The sequence below is a fragment of the Bradyrhizobium frederickii genome (assembly GCF_004570865.1).
GTDB lineage: Bacteria > Pseudomonadota > Alphaproteobacteria > Rhizobiales > Xanthobacteraceae > Bradyrhizobium > Bradyrhizobium frederickii.
In genome coordinates, this window is the sequence record NZ_SPQS01000008.1 from 123,644 (window position 1) to 136,892 (window position 13,249).

Sequence of the window (13,249 nt, forward strand, 5' to 3'; positions counted from 1 at the left end):
AGACCCGCGCGGTTCAACCCAAGGAACCTAGTAGTCGCTGCTGCGGTCCGGCAATTGACCGTCATGCGCGAGGTCGCCGAAGCGGGTGACCGAGGCGTCGAAGTGCAGCTCGACCGTGCCGGTCGGACCGTGACGCTGCTTGCCGATGATGACTTCAGCGCGGCCGACCGTGCGCTCCATGTCCGCCTGCCATTTGGCGTGTTCCTCGGTGCCGGGGCGGGGCTCCTTCATGGCGAGGTAATATTCCTCGCGGAACACGAACAGCACGACGTCGGCGTCCTGCTCGATCGAGCCGGATTCACGCAGGTCCGACAGCTGCGGCCGCTTGTCGTCGCGCGATTCGACCTGACGCGAGAGCTGCGACAGCGCGATAACGGGGACGTTGAGCTCCTTGGCCAACGCCTTCAGGCTGGTCGTGATCTCCGTGATTTCCTGCACGCGATTATCGCTTCGCTTGCCCGAACCCGAGAGCAGCTGGATGTAGTCGATCACGAGGAGGTCGAGGCCCTTCTGGCGCTTCAGCCGGCGCGCGCGCGCCATCAGCTGTGCGATCGAGAGGCCGCCGGTGGCGTCGACGTAGAAGGGCAGCGATTGCAACTCGATCGAGACCTGGCGGATCTTCTCGAAATCGGCTTCCGTGATGCCGCCGCGGCGGATGTGGGAAGAGGGGATGCCGGTGCGCTCGGCCACGATACGCGTGGCAAGCTGGTCGGCCGACATTTCGCACGAGAAGAAGCCGATCACGCCGCCGTTGGCGGCCTTCATGGTGCCGTCGGCCTGAAGCTCCGGCACATAGGCCTTGGCGACGTTGTAGGCGATGTTGGTGGCCAGCGACGTCTTGCCCATGCCGGGACGCCCCGCCACGATGATGAGGTCGGAGTGCTGCAGGCCGCCCATCTTGGTGTCGAGGTCGCGCAGGCCCGTGGAGATGCCCGACAGCTTGCCGTCGCGCTGGAATGCCTTGGCCGCGAGATCGACCGCGACCGTCAGCGCCTGCGAGAATTTCTGGAAGCCGCCGTCATAGCGGCCGGATTCGGCGAGCTCGTAAAGCTTGCGCTCGGCGTCCTCGATCTGCGCCCGCGGCTGGAAGTCGACCGGCGCGTCATAGGCGACGTTGACCATGTCTTCGCCGATGCCGATCAGGTCGCGCCGGAGCGACAGGTCGTAGACGGTGCGGCCGTAATCCTGGGCGTTGATGATGGTGGTCGCTTCGGCGGCAAGCCGCGCAAGATATTGCCCGATGGTCATGCCGCCGACATCGGTGTCGGCGGGCAGAAACGTCTTCAGCGTGACGGGCGTCGCGATCTTGCCCATCCGGATCAGGCTGCCGGCTGTCTCGAAGATGGTCTGGTGCAGCGGCTCGAAGAAATGCTTCGCCTCCAGGAAGTCGGAGACGCGGTAGAAGGCATCGTTGTTGACCAGGATCGCGCCCAGAAGGCTCTGTTCCGCCTCGATATTATGCGGCGCGCTCCGATACGCGGGAGTTCCGGAATCGGGCGCGAGTTTGAGAACGTTCGAATCAGTCAGGGCCATGGTCGGACGTGCTTAGCAATTTTCTTGGGCGGATGCGGGGCCGGGATAAAGCGCCGCCGCGGTGCAAAGCGGAAGCGAAAGCTGGCCGCTATCAACCGCTCAGTGAAAGTGGTGGATGATTAGCAGCCGCAGCACGCGCCGCGCTTGACGGATTTTTGCGGAACCGGCTCCGCCTGAAGCGGCCGCGACCGCGCCACGGAAAAATCCTGAAACCATGAACTTTATGGATTGGCGCGCAGACGTAACCAAGAGGTGCGCGGAACGGCGCATGCCGACGCGCTGTCGGCTCAGCTTCAGACCAGCAGGAGGTAGACCAGCGCAACCAGAGCCGCCCCGACGCCGGTCGCGATCAGGGCGTAATCGGTGCGGAGGTCGTCCTGCACGTCAAGCGAGGTTTGGGTCTCTTTGCTCATGGCGACGGTCTAGGCCAGGCCCGACCAGACTTATGTGAAGTGGATCACATCTCCCCGGATTCTTTCGGGGGTAGGACCGGAACAGGCGGACGGGACGGGAATTGTCTCCCGCGGTCCGTCAACAGGGAACGAGGCAAGCGATGCGGCCAGAACGGCAGCCCAAGACTCGGCAGCGCAAGACTTGGCAGTCCCGGACTTGGCAGTCCCAGACTTGGCGGAGCGAGGCGGGCAGCCGGCTTTGGCTGTCGGGGCTGATTGCGGCCATGGACCACGCTGAGCGGCCCGACGTGCGTCGCCAGCCGGTCGCCCCCGAAATCCTGCTGGACCTGCGGGCGCAACTGGCGTTAACGGCCCTGGCCCGGTTCGCCCCAATTTCGACCCTGCGTCACTAACCACTAAAACGCGATGCGATTAGGATGAATCGTCATCGCGCTTTAGGTTGTTGTTTAAGCATGATCTTTTCGGAAAACCGCTGCGCACTTTTCCGGATCATGCTTTAGGATCTATTCGCCAGCCAATTTGAGCCTCGGCCCGGCCACGCCTTCGCGCGCCCGCAGCCGGGCTTCTTCGCGCGGCAAGTAGTCGCGGGTCATCGGCACCACGCCCTGGCGGCGCGTGAGCTGGATCTGGAAATTCATCATGGCTTGCTTGCGGAACGTCATCTCGCAGGCCGCCAGATAGAATTCCCACATCAGCGCGAAGCGCTCGTCGTAGAGCTGCACAGCCTCCTCCCGCCGCGCCATGAAACGTTCCCGCCAGGCTTTCAGCGTTTCCGCGTAGTGCAGACGCAGGATCTCGATATCGCAGACCAGGAGGCCGGCGCGCTCGATCGCCGGCAGCACTTCCGACAAGGCCGGGATGTAGCCGCCGGGGAAGATGTACTTGGCGATCCAGGGGTTGGTCGAGTCCGGGCCCTGCGAGCGGCCGATCGAATGCAGCAGCATGATGCCGTTCTCGCTGAGCAGCTCGGCGCAGCGCTGGAAATAGGTGTCGTAGAAGCCGGCGCCGACATGCTCGAACATGCCGACCGAGACGATGCGGTCGAACGGGCCTTCGGCGTCGCGATAGTCCTGGAGCAGAAATCTGGCCGAGCCGGACAGGCCCTTTTCGGCCGCGCGCGCATTGGCGATCTGCAATTGCTCGGTCGACAGCGTCACGCCGGTGACATCGGCGCCGGTGGTCTCGGCGAGATAAAGCCCGAGCCCGCCCCAGCCGGAGCCGATGTCGAGCACACGCTGGCCGGGCCTGACGAGCAGCTTGGCGGCAATGTGCCGCTTCTTGGCGAGCTGCGCGTCGTCGAGCGTCGCCTCCGGCGTCTCGAAGTAGGCACAGCTGTATTGCTTGTCGCCGTCCAGGAAGAGCGAATACAGCCGGGAGTCGAGATCGTAGTGATGCGCGACGTTCCGGCGGGCGCGCGAGGGCGGATTGAACTGCTTCAGGTGCCGCGTCAGGTAGCGTAGATGCCACCAGGGTCTTGCCCAGCGCGGCAATAGGTCGGGTTGATCGAGCAGGATCGCCAGCGCATCAGCTATGGTGCCGCGTTCGACGACGAACTCGCCGTCCATATAGGCCTCGCCAAGCCCGAGCTCGGGATTGATGAGGATCTTCCGCTCCGCCTCGGCAGTGACGAAGCGCACCGCCACCGGCTCGCCGGTGCCGTCGCCGACGGTGAATTTCGATCCACTGGAGCCGGTCACCGTCATCGACCCGCGGCGGATGAATTGAGACAGGAATCTACGCAACAATCGGTCCATCGCCACCTTCCTCTCGAGCGAACCCCAAGAGACGCGACTAACCCGGCCTTCATATCGGACGCTCAGGTCCCGCTCTGGTTCCTATGCGTTTGCATCCAAATCTAGGGAGGGCGGGCCGGCTGCGCTATTGCGCTGTATTCACAGCCGATATTCCAAAAGGGCTTAATCACATCCTTGCGCGCCGAGGCTGCTTCCATTCGCGGCTCAATCGGATAAAAGGTGACCCCGCCGCCGCGCCGGAGGCCGGCTGCACCTCTCGGAAATTCAATGGAGATGATGGGAATGTCGAGCCGAGCGCTCAGCCTCGCGACGGTACTGCTTCTGATCGGCTTCGGCGCGACCGATGCCGTCTTTGCGCAGGCGACGAACCTCGAGGCCGGCAAAACCCCGTCCCAGCTTTTCGCCCAGACCTGCAATGCCTGCCACAAGAGCCCACGCGGGCTTCTGAAGTCCGTCGCGCCGGGTTCGCTGCCGGGCTTCCTGCGCCAGCACTACACCACGAGCTCGGACATGGCGGCCATTCTCGCCTCCTATCTCGTCTCCAACGGCGCCACCGACACCCGCTACCAAGCCAAGGACGGCAAGAAGGACGGCGCCAAGGAGAAGGACGCGAGCACCAATCCGGAGCATCAGGGGCGTCGCCCGCGCGCCCAGGACGCCGCCAGGCCGGACGGCGAGGCTGCCGCGCCCGCGGCCGAGGGCGCCCGCCAGAAGCGTGCGGCGCGGCCGGCCGAGGACGGCTCGAAGCCCGAGGAACAGGCTGCGCCCGAGGGACGCAAGGGCAAGCGCCGCGGCAAGCCCGGTACCGAGGCGACGCCGAAGGTCGATGCCGCCGCGCCAGCCACTGAAGAGAAGAAGAGCGAGCCGGAGACCAAGCCGGAGCCAAAGCCGGAGACCAAGCCCGACGCGGCCAAGCCTGACAGCGCCAAGGTCGAACCCCGCGGTAGCGAGGCCCCGGCGCTGCGGCCCGATCCGGTCCCGCCGGTAACGCCCGCAGCACCGGCGGCCGCGAAGCCCGCCGAGCCGGCTGCGTCCAAGCCGGCGGAAGAGGCAGCTCCCAAGCCTGCCGCGCCGGCTGCGAGCTCTGAACCGGCGGCTAAGCCGCAGGAGCCGGCCCCGCCCGCGACCGCCGCAGCTCCGCCTGCCGCGCCAGCCGAGTCGTCCGGCCCACCAGCGCCACCGATCTCGCGGTAAGCCCAGCCCGCTTTCGCTCCACATGCCGAGGCCGCGTTCGTCGCGGCCTTTGCCTCGTATTGACCCGATTAGAGCGATACTCTAGAGTAGTACTCCAGGAGGCGTCGATGACGGCGAGCGTGCGAGACGACCTGTTGGCAGCCGGGCTGGCCGTGTTCGACCGCGTCGGCTTCGAAGCTGCGACCGTGGCCGCGATCCGCGCCCGGGCGCGCGCCTCCAACGGCAGCTTCTTTCACGCCTTCGGCTCGAAGAAGGAGCTTGCCGGTGCGCTGTTCCTCGAGGTCTTGCGGCACTATCACGCCGCGGTGCTGGCCGCGCTCGATCCTGTGCCCGATGCGGAGCAGGGCATCGATCGGCTGATCCGGGCACATCTTGACTGGGTCGTGACCAGCCGGCGCGAGGCGCGCTACCTGTTTGAGATTTCGCGCAGCGAGTGGGGCGAGGACGTCCGCGACGCCCAGCGCGCGCAGAATGCGCGCCTTGGCGACGGCATCGAGCGCTGGCGCGCGCCGCTGGTTGCCAACGGCGAGCTCTTGCCGATGACGCCGGCGATGTTCGTCAGCCAGCTCATCGGTCCGGCGCAGATTTTCTGCCGCGCCTTCCTGTCGGGACGCGACCGCGCCGATCCGCGCGTCGAGGCCGACACGCTGATCGCCTGCGCCATCCGTGCGCTACGGCCGCTCGATCGCATCACCAAGCAATAAGGAGAGACTGCATGCGCGCCGAAGCAGATCCGGAGTTCGCTCCAATTGCCGAGCACATCCATGCCAATGTCGGCCGGCAGGGCTTCATGAACCTGGTCGGCGCCGAGCTGTCGGAATTGACGCGCGGCACCTGCACGATTGCCGTGGATCGCCGGCCGGAGCTGCTGCAGCAGCACGGCTTCTTCCATGGCGGCGTCACCGCCTTCCTGGTCGACAACGCCACGACGATCGCAGCCGCCACCTCGCGCGGCCAGCCGGCGCTGACCGCGGAATACAAGCTCAACCTGTTGTCGCCCGCGGTCGGCGAGAAGCTGATCTGCCGTGCCCGGGTGATCAAGCCGGGCCGTCAGGTGTCGGTGGTTGCCGCCGACGTGTTCTGCGTCAGCGACGGCGTCGAGAAGCACACGGCAACGGCGCTGGCCTCGATCGCGATGTTGAGCGAGGACGTTGCTGCCAAAACGAAAAGCCCGGCCGCCTGAGGCAGCCGGGCTTCGCGGTCTCGCGCGAATGCGAGGCTTACTTCTCTTCCGCGGCCGTCGCCGGCTCGACCTCGTCGTGCTCGGCTTCCGGATCGAAGAACTCGCCGGCGGCGGCGATCGCCTCGGCGGCCGCGTCGCGGTCCTCGTTGCGGGTCGAGATGTCCTCGCCGCGGTTGATGCGCTCGGCCTCGTCCTGGCTGCGCGCAACCGTGACGGTGATGTCGACCTCGACCTCGGGGTGAACGGCAACGATGACCGTGTGCTTGCCGATGGTCTTGATCGGCGCGTCGAGCTGCACCTGCGGACGGTCGAGGTGGACGCCGTCGGCCTCGAACGCCATGACGATGTCGCGCACCGTGACCGAGCCGAACAGCTGGCCGGCTTCAGAAGCCTGGCGGATCACGATGATGTTCTTGTCCTTGATCTTCTCGGCGACCTTGGAGGCTTCGCCCTTGGCCTGGAGGTTGCGGGCCTCGAGCTCGGCCTTCATGCCGTCATACTTGGCACGGTTGTCGGCGGTGGCACGCAGCGCCTTGCCGCGCTTGAGCAGGAAATTGCGGGCGTAGCCGTCGCGAACCTTCACGACTTCGCCCATCTGGCCGAGCTTGTTGACGCGTTCCAGCAAAATGACTTCCATATTCGTTCTCCTTTTGAAGTGCTCTCTTGGGTTTCGGTTTTCGGGGTTGAACTCAAGGGGTCGGCAGCGGCGGCGGCTGCCGGTTGCGCAGGAAGCGTTCGCGGAAGCCGAACACGGCATCCGCAAGGCCGAGGATCACCATTGCGATCACGGGCCATCCGAACACGACCACGACGGCGTAGGTCGAGCCGAGCCAGAACGTGCGGCTCTTCAGCGCCAGCGTGAGGGTGTGCAGCACGGCGAAGCCGGTCAGCGCATAGCCCATCATCAGCGCCGCCGCGGTGATCTGGGCGACGATCGCGAGCAGTCCGCCGGTGAAGCAGAAGGCGAGCGCGACGCAGAGCGCCACCAGCGTCATCGGCGGCAGCTCCGCCGTCTTGATGTCCGGCCACGGGCGTCGCAGCCGGCCCGACGTCGCGGTGATCTTGGCGCTGAGCCAGAGGTTGAGGGTCAGCGTCATCATCGCGATGATGGTGGCCCCGGCCGGTGCGATGCGCACCAGCGCGTCGACGAACTGACCGGCTTCGCCGGAGCTTTGCGGGTCGGTGGCGCGGAGGAGGCGCATCAGGCCGCGCCGCAGCGTGCCGAGGATGGTGTCGGCATCGGTCCCGAGCGTGAGCAGGGCAGCCATCGTGGTCAGCGTGGCGAAACCGGCGAGCCACAGCAGGATGCGGCCGACCGGATACCATTCGAGCTCAGGCCCGGCGGCTGGTTCGGCGGCAGCGTTCGGCGCGACAGGTCCCACGGGACGGCTGAGCAGGACGAGATGGCCGAGCCACCAGGCCGGCAGCGCGACGGTGACGGCGAATGCGATGCAATAGGGCAGGCCGAACAGGGCACCGAGGCCGATCGCAGCAGCGATACCGCCGAGGCTGGCGCAAAGCGGTCCCCAGCCGATCGCGGCGACCATCAAAGGCAGCGGTGCGAGATAGAACAGGACGAGCGAGATCAGCGCGCCCGAAATGATCGAGGCGAACATCAGGGCCGACGCAGCGCCGGCGATCAGGGCTATCAGCACAAATGCCATCATCAGCTGTCCCGCTCCCTTCGAGCGGTTAGAGGCAGTTCGCCCCAACCATCGGCGACCGGACGACCCGGAAGCCTTATGAGATCGAAAAAGTTGCGACCGGCGGCTCAGGGCCGCCGGCCGAATTGGTCGTCTTAGCGAATGACGTAGGGCAGTAGGCCCAGGAACCGCGCGCGCTTGATGGCGCGGGCGAGCTCACGCTGCTTCTTCGCGGACACCGCCGTGATGCGGCTCGGCACGATCTTGCCGCGCTCGGAGACGTAACGCATCAGGAGCTTGGAGTCCTTGTAGTCGATCTTCGGAGCATTGGCGCCCGTGAACGGGCAGCTCTTGCGACGACGGAAAAACGGACGGCGTGCACCAGCTTCAGCCATTGTTCTTACTCCCCATCCGTCGTGGTTTCAGCTTCTTCGCGCGGCCGGCGCGGGCCGCGGTCGCCGCGGAAGCCACCACCGTCGCGATCGCCACCACGGAAACCGCCCTCGCGGTCGCCACGGAAGCCGCCTTCACGCTCGCCGCGGAAGCCGCCGCCACGGTCGTCACGCTCGCGGTCGCGATCGGCCTTGCGCATCATCGCGGACGGGCCTTCCTCGAGTTCCTCGACGCGGACGCTGAGATAGCGGATCACGTCTTCGCTGATGCGCTCCTGGCGCTCGATCTCGGCGATCGCCGCGGACGGCGCGTCGATGTTGAGCAGCACGAAGTGCGCCTTGCGGTTCTTGTTCATGCGGTAGGTGAGGGAGCGCACGCCCCAATTCTCGGTCTTGGTGACCTTGCCGCCGAGACCCTCGACGATGCCGGTCATCTGCGCAGTCAGCTCTTCGACCTGCTGCGTGCTCGCGTCCTGACGCGCGAGAAAAACATGCTCATAAAGAGCCATGGTGGTCCTTTCCTCATGTTGGCGCATCGCCCGGCGTCAAGCCCTTAAGAGGCCTTCGGAAAGGACTCTGGGATTAAGCTCAGAAGGCGGAAACACGGGACGACGGGCCGACTGGCCCTGCCACACCAAAATCACGAATGATTTGCTGAGACCGTCCGTTCAGCTCCCGGCCGGGGTCTGCGGATGCGCGCCTTATACGGATTTTGGCCGACTTGGCAAGGTTTGAGCGTCTCGCTTTCGGCCGAAGCGACGGTGGGCAGGGCGGCCAACCCACCCTCCCATACCGGCTTGACGTATTTGTTTGTATATCATACAAATAATGGGTCGGGAGGAATTGATGGGGGGTGAATCGATTCAGGCTCCGTTCGAGGCGTCGGCGGGCGATCCGAAGCACACCGCGCGCGCCACACGGTCGGCCGGCCGCAAGATGCGCTCGCTGCTGCTGGACGCGGCCAGTCCGCTGTTCCGGGAGCGCGGGCTGTCGGGCACGGCGATCACCGACATCGCGGCCGCAGCGGACGCATTCCCGAGCCAGATCACCTATTACTTCCGCACCAAGGAGGCGCTGTTCGTCGAATGCGCCTGCCGCGAGCTGCTGTATCTGGCGCGTGCGACCGAGCAAGCGGCGCTGAAGGCGCGGACGCCGCGGGACTACACGCATGCGCTGGCGCAGACCGTGACGGCGAGCGATTCAGTCGCTTTCTTCGCCGAGGCGCTGACATTGACGCGGCGCCGCCAGGATCTTGCGCCGCTCGTGGAGCGCACCATCGAGCGCCTGCACGGCGAAGGCGCGCGCGCCTATGCGAGCCAGGTGGCACGGCACGGCTGGCGCTCGCTGCGGGCGCCCGACGAAAGCTCGCGGCGTTTCTGGGCCGTCGCCATCGGCGTCATTCTCGAAGGCTATGCGATGGGCCGCTCGCCCGAGGAGCTCTGCGCCGAGATGCTGCGGGTGCTCGGCGAGCAGGCGAAATCCACCGACACGGCGCGCCTGCGCCTTGTCGAGGCGCGTGACGCAACGACCACGCCGGACGAGGAGGGTTAGGCCATGACCGCGCTTCGCATGCGTGCCCGCGATTTCCTGACCGACGACCAACTTGCCGACGTGCGCCGGCGTGTGACCTGGAAAGGCGTTGCGCTGATCGCGCACGCCTGGGCGCTGATCGTTGGCGCGATTGCCTTGGTCGCATGGTGGCCCAATCCGGTCACCTATGTCCTCGCCGTCGCGATCATCGGCTCGCGCCAGCTGGGCCTCGCGATTCTGATGCACGACGGCGCGCATGGCTGCCTGTCCGCCGACGAGAAGACCAATCTGACCCTGAGCCAGTGGTTGTGTGCTTATCCGCTGTTTGCGGAGACGCGCAGCTACCGGCGTTACCACCTCCAGCACCATGCGCGCACGCAGCAGGAGGACGATCCCGATCTCGTGCTGTCGGCGCCGTTTCCGATCACGAAGCTGAGCTATCGCCGCAAGTTCATGCGCGACATCACCGGACAGACCGGCTACCAGCAGCGCAAGGCGCAACTGCTCAACGCGCTCGGTGCGAAGGACTGGCCGTGGCGTCAGCGCCTGGCGCATTTCTGGGACAAGCTCGGTCCGCAATGCATCGTCAATGCAGTGATGTTTGCCGCGTGCGCGGCGGCCGGCGTGTGGTGGGCCTATCCACTGTTATGGCTGGTGCCGCTGCTGACCTGGATGATGGTCATCACCCGCATCCGCAACATCGCCGAGCACGCCGTCGTCCCCGACAGCAGCGATCCGTTGCGCAACACCCGCACCACGCATGCCAATTTTCTCGAGCGGCTGTTCATCGCGCCGTACTACGTGAACTATCACCTCGAGCATCATCTGCTGTTCTACGTGCCCTGCTACAATCTGCCGAAGGTGCATCGGCTGCTGAGCGCGAGCCGCTATGCCGGCCGCATGGAGGTGCAGCCGGGCTATGCCGCGGTGCTGCGGCTCGCGACGGCGAAGCCCGATCGGGATGACCGCCGGGGCGAACTGGTGAACAGCGCGCGCCGTGCGCGGGCGGGCGCGAAGGTCGATGCCAACCAGACCGCCGGCGGGTTTTGAGCCTGCGTATCCCCAGTTGAATGCCCGCCCGGGTTCCCATCGCGGCTTGACAGTCCGGCCCCGGACAGTGTCTACGGCCCCCTTTGGAGCGTGATCCGGAACCATGGCCCAAGGAACCACCACCCAAGGCCGCGCGTAATCGGCTGCCGGTTCTCAAGCGGGATCGTGTCCGACAAGCAGGGAGCGCCGATGACGGCAGCATTCACATTTCCGGGGCAGGGGTCCCAGGCGGTCGGCATGGGCAAGGCCCTGGCCGACGCGTTTCCGGCGGCGCGCGCCGTGTTCGACGAGGTCGATGCCGCGCTTTCCGAGAAGCTGACGGCCATCATCTGGGATGGTCCGGCCGAGACCCTCCAGCTCACCGAAAACGCCCAGCCGGCGCTGATGGCGGTGTCCATCGCCACCCTGCGCGTGCTGGAGGCCGAGGCCGGATTTTCCGTGGGACGAGACGCGGCCTTCGTCGCCGGCCATTCGCTCGGTGAATATTCGGCGCTCGCTGCGGCCGGCAGCCTGACGGTGTCGGATACCGCCCGCCTGCTGCGCACCCGCGGTCTCGCAATGCAAAAGGCCGTCCCGGTCGGTGCCGGCGCAATGGCCGCGCTACTCGGGCTCGACTACGAGGCCGCGATGGAGGTGGCCAACGAAGCGGCGCAGGGGCAGGTCTGCCAGGCCGCCAACGACAATGGCGGCGGGCAGGTGGTCGTCTCAGGCGACAAGGCCGCGGTCGATCGCGCCGTCGAGATCGCCAAGACCAAGGGTGCCAAGCGCGCGATGCTGCTGCCGGTGTCCGCCCCGTTCCATTGCAAGCTGATGCAGCCCGCCGCCGATGCCATGGCGGAGGCGCTGTCGAAAGTCACGATCAAGGCGCCGGCCGCGCCGCTGGTGGCGAACGTGCTGGCAAGCGCCATCACCGACCCCGACGAGATCCGCCGCCGCCTGGTCGAGCAGGTCACCGGAACGGTGCGCTGGCGCGAGTCGGTCGCCTATATGGCAGGGCAGGGCGTCACCCGATTCTTCGAGATCGGCGCCGGCAAGGTGCTGACCGGTCTCGTCAAGCGCATCGCGGACGGTGCCGTCGGCGTTGCGGTCGGCGGTCCCAATGACATTGCCGCCGCCAAGGATGCCTTAAAGGATGCCTTGGCCGCCGCCAAGCAGGGTTGAGGAGTTATCGATGTTCGATCTGACTGGCAAAAAGGCGCTCGTCACCGGCGCCACCGGCGGCATCGGCGGCGCGATCGCGCAGGCGCTGCATGCTCAGGGCGCGACCGTCGCGATCTCAGGGACGCGCAAGGAAGTGCTGGATGAGCTTGCCGGCAAGCTCGGCGAGCGCGTCTTTGTATTGCCTTGCAATCTCTCCAAGGCCGACGAGGTCGAGGCGCTGGTGCCCGCTGCGGAAGCCGCGATGGGCCAGGTCGACATCCTCATCGCCAATGCCGGCATCACCCGAGACAATCTCTTCGTGCAACTGCGTGACGAGGATTGGGAGGAGGTCATCAACGTCAATCTGACCGCGACCTTCCGCCTCGCGCGTGCCGCGACCAAGCTGATGATGCGCAAGCGCTTCGGCCGCATCATCGCCATCACCTCGGTGGTCGGCGTCACTGGCAATCCCGGACAGGGCAACTACACCGCCTCGAAGGCGGGCCTGATCGGCATGATCAAGACGCTGGGCGCTGAATACGCCAAGCGCGGCGTGACCGCGAACTGCATCGCGCCGGGCTTCATCAAGACGCCGATGACCGATGCGCTCAACGACAAGCAGCGCGAAACGATTCTGACCAAGGTTCCGGCTGCCCGTCTGGGGACGCCCGAGGACATCGCGGCGGCCGCCGTGTACCTGAGCTCGAACGAAGCAGCCTACGTCACCGGCCAGACCATCCACGTCAACGGCGGCATGGCCATGATCTGAGGCCGTCGTTCCGCACTGCCCATATCGGCGGCGCGGGATGCGGCATACGGCCGTTTCCGGAGCGAAATGAGGCTTGTAGTCAAGGCAATTGAAGTGTGATAACCGGACCTTCAACGGATGGGCAAAGAACGCCATTGCAGGTTTTTGAAACCCTGTATATTGGCGATGCGGAGCCTTGGCCGTCGTTCGCCGGGCCCTGTATCGGTTAGGATGGGGCCAAATCAAAGTTCGTAAGCGAAGGCAAGTAACACGACCACGACGGCTCGTATCGTCCCGGGGGGTCGGGTCTACAGGGAACAACACGAGGTTAAGCAATGAGTGACATTGGCGAGCGGGTTAAGAAGATCGTGGTCGAACACCTTGGTGTTGAACCCGAGAAGGTTGTCGACAACGCGAGCTTCATCGACGACCTCGGCGCCGACAGTCTGGACACCGTCGAGCTGGTGATGGCGTTCGAAGAGGAATTCGGTTGCGAGATTCCGGACGACGCCGCGGAAACGATTCTCACCGTCGGCGATGCCACGAAGTTTCTCGAGAAGAACGCGAAGAGCTAACGCTCTTCATTTTCGCGGGGACAACATTGAAACCGGACGGGCCGCTTCGCAGCGGTCAGCCGGTTTCTTGTTATTGGCCGTGAATCTTTCGATG

15 protein-coding genes are annotated in these 13,249 nt (G+C 65.7%); 9 read left to right on the plus strand and 6 right to left on the minus strand.

The annotated features are described in order from the left end of the window. Nucleotides 1–27 precede the first annotated feature (27 nt). Complete coding sequence (locus tag E4K64_RS15775; RefSeq protein ID WP_135164346.1) at nucleotides 28–1,533, minus strand: replicative DNA helicase; 1,506 nt, start codon at nucleotides 1,531–1,533, stop codon at nucleotides 28–30. Between the two features lie 676 nt (nucleotides 1,534–2,209). Here E4K64_RS15775 and E4K64_RS41625 point away from each other — a divergent pair. Then, nucleotides 2,210–2,338, plus strand: a complete 129-nt coding sequence (locus tag E4K64_RS41625) for a hypothetical protein (RefSeq protein WP_283812328.1) — start codon at nucleotides 2,210–2,212, stop codon at nucleotides 2,336–2,338. A 111-nt stretch (nucleotides 2,339–2,449) separates the two neighbouring features. Here the strand turns inward: E4K64_RS41625 and E4K64_RS15785 are convergent, their stop codons facing one another. After that, complete coding sequence (locus E4K64_RS15785; protein ID WP_167772030.1) at nucleotides 2,450–3,700, minus strand: cyclopropane fatty acid synthase; 1,251 nt, start codon at nucleotides 3,698–3,700, stop codon at nucleotides 2,450–2,452. Nucleotides 3,701–3,982: 282 nt separating this feature from the next. On the opposite strand from E4K64_RS15785, the gene E4K64_RS15790 reads away from it, so the two are divergent. From E4K64_RS15790 to E4K64_RS15800, 3 genes are all read left to right on the plus strand, one after another. Further along, a complete protein-coding gene (locus E4K64_RS15790) occupies nucleotides 3,983–4,894 on the plus strand; it encodes a hypothetical protein (protein WP_167772031.1) in 912 nt (303 codons plus the stop codon). Between the two features lie 107 nt (nucleotides 4,895–5,001). Further along, nucleotides 5,002–5,598 (plus strand): TetR/AcrR family transcriptional regulator, encoded by a 597-nt coding sequence (locus E4K64_RS15795; protein WP_135164348.1) that lies wholly within the window; start codon nucleotides 5,002–5,004, stop codon nucleotides 5,596–5,598. An 11-nt stretch (nucleotides 5,599–5,609) separates the two neighbouring features. Beyond that, complete coding sequence (locus E4K64_RS15800; protein WP_126258268.1) at nucleotides 5,610–6,077, plus strand: PaaI family thioesterase; 468 nt, start codon at nucleotides 5,610–5,612, stop codon at nucleotides 6,075–6,077. A gap of 37 nt (nucleotides 6,078–6,114) precedes the next feature. Here the strand turns inward: E4K64_RS15800 and rplI are convergent, their stop codons facing one another. From rplI to rpsF, 4 genes are all read right to left on the minus strand, one after another. Further along, nucleotides 6,115–6,714, minus strand: a complete 600-nt coding sequence (gene rplI / locus E4K64_RS15805) for a 50S ribosomal protein L9 (protein ID WP_135164349.1) — start codon at nucleotides 6,712–6,714, stop codon at nucleotides 6,115–6,117. A 52-nt stretch (nucleotides 6,715–6,766) separates the two neighbouring features. After that, nucleotides 6,767–7,744, minus strand: a complete 978-nt coding sequence (locus E4K64_RS15810; protein WP_135164350.1) for a YybS family protein — start codon at nucleotides 7,742–7,744, stop codon at nucleotides 6,767–6,769. A gap of 131 nt (nucleotides 7,745–7,875) precedes the next feature. Then, nucleotides 7,876–8,115 (minus strand): 30S ribosomal protein S18, encoded by a 240-nt coding sequence (gene rpsR, locus E4K64_RS15815; RefSeq protein ID WP_007592020.1) that lies wholly within the window; start codon nucleotides 8,113–8,115, stop codon nucleotides 7,876–7,878. A 5-nt stretch (nucleotides 8,116–8,120) separates the two neighbouring features. After that, nucleotides 8,121–8,621, minus strand: a complete 501-nt coding sequence (gene rpsF, locus E4K64_RS15820) for a 30S ribosomal protein S6 (protein ID WP_126258271.1) — start codon at nucleotides 8,619–8,621, stop codon at nucleotides 8,121–8,123. Nucleotides 8,622–8,958: 337 nt separating this feature from the next. Between rpsF and E4K64_RS15825 the strand changes: the two genes are divergently transcribed. The 5 genes from E4K64_RS15825 (at nucleotide 8,959) to E4K64_RS15845 (ending at nucleotide 13,155) form a co-directional block, all read left to right on the plus strand. After that, nucleotides 8,959–9,663 carry a TetR/AcrR family transcriptional regulator C-terminal domain-containing protein gene (locus E4K64_RS15825; protein ID WP_135164351.1) on the plus strand — a complete coding sequence of 235 codons (705 nt, stop codon included), beginning with the start codon at nucleotides 8,959–8,961 and terminating at the stop codon, nucleotides 9,661–9,663. 3 nt (nucleotides 9,664–9,666) lie between these two features. Further along, on the plus strand, nucleotides 9,667–10,692 hold the full coding sequence (locus E4K64_RS15830) for a fatty acid desaturase family protein (RefSeq protein ID WP_135164352.1): 1,026 nt from the start codon (nucleotides 9,667–9,669) through the stop codon (nucleotides 10,690–10,692). A gap of 189 nt (nucleotides 10,693–10,881) precedes the next feature. After that, on the plus strand, nucleotides 10,882–11,853 hold the full coding sequence (gene fabD, locus E4K64_RS15835; RefSeq protein WP_135164353.1) for an ACP S-malonyltransferase: 972 nt from the start codon (nucleotides 10,882–10,884) through the stop codon (nucleotides 11,851–11,853). A 10-nt stretch (nucleotides 11,854–11,863) separates the two neighbouring features. After that, nucleotides 11,864–12,601, plus strand: a complete 738-nt coding sequence (gene fabG / locus E4K64_RS15840) for a 3-oxoacyl-[acyl-carrier-protein] reductase (RefSeq protein ID WP_126258275.1) — start codon at nucleotides 11,864–11,866, stop codon at nucleotides 12,599–12,601. A gap of 314 nt (nucleotides 12,602–12,915) precedes the next feature. Continuing rightward, nucleotides 12,916–13,155 (plus strand): acyl carrier protein, encoded by a 240-nt coding sequence (locus tag E4K64_RS15845; RefSeq protein WP_008551805.1) that lies wholly within the window; start codon nucleotides 12,916–12,918, stop codon nucleotides 13,153–13,155. The last annotated feature ends 94 nt before the right edge of the window (nucleotides 13,156–13,249 follow it).

Bases quoted from the DNA above. Each gene is read 5' to 3' on its own strand.
- E4K64_RS15845 (WP_008551805.1), top strand. From the start codon at position 12,916: ATGAGTGACATTGGCGAGCGGGTTAAGAAGATCGTGGTCGAACACCTT.
- rpsR (WP_007592020.1), bottom strand. From the start codon at position 8,115: ATGGCTGAAGCTGGTGCACGCCGTCCGTTTTTCCGTCGTCGCAAGAGC.
- E4K64_RS15810 (WP_135164350.1), bottom strand. From the start codon at position 7,744: ATGATGGCATTTGTGCTGATAGCCCTGATCGCCGGCGCTGCGTCGGCC.
- E4K64_RS15825 (WP_135164351.1), top strand. From the start codon at position 8,959: ATGGGGGGTGAATCGATTCAGGCTCCGTTCGAGGCGTCGGCGGGCGAT.
- rplI (WP_135164349.1), bottom strand. From the start codon at position 6,714: ATGGAAGTCATTTTGCTGGAACGCGTCAACAAGCTCGGCCAGATGGGC.
- E4K64_RS15800 (WP_126258268.1), top strand. From the start codon at position 5,610: ATGCGCGCCGAAGCAGATCCGGAGTTCGCTCCAATTGCCGAGCACATC.
- E4K64_RS15775 (WP_135164346.1), bottom strand. From the start codon at position 1,533: ATGGCCCTGACTGATTCGAACGTTCTCAAACTCGCGCCCGATTCCGGA.
- E4K64_RS15785 (WP_167772030.1), bottom strand. From the start codon at position 3,700: ATGGACCGATTGTTGCGTAGATTCCTGTCTCAATTCATCCGCCGCGGG.
- rpsF (WP_126258271.1), bottom strand. From the start codon at position 8,621: ATGGCTCTTTATGAGCATGTTTTTCTCGCGCGTCAGGACGCGAGCACG.
- E4K64_RS15795 (WP_135164348.1), top strand. From the start codon at position 5,002: ATGACGGCGAGCGTGCGAGACGACCTGTTGGCAGCCGGGCTGGCCGTG.
- E4K64_RS41625 (WP_283812328.1), top strand. From the start codon at position 2,210: ATGGACCACGCTGAGCGGCCCGACGTGCGTCGCCAGCCGGTCGCCCCC.
- fabD (WP_135164353.1), top strand. From the start codon at position 10,882: ATGACGGCAGCATTCACATTTCCGGGGCAGGGGTCCCAGGCGGTCGGC.
- E4K64_RS15790 (WP_167772031.1), top strand. From the start codon at position 3,983: ATGTCGAGCCGAGCGCTCAGCCTCGCGACGGTACTGCTTCTGATCGGC.
- E4K64_RS15830 (WP_135164352.1), top strand. From the start codon at position 9,667: ATGACCGCGCTTCGCATGCGTGCCCGCGATTTCCTGACCGACGACCAA.
- fabG (WP_126258275.1), top strand. From the start codon at position 11,864: ATGTTCGATCTGACTGGCAAAAAGGCGCTCGTCACCGGCGCCACCGGC.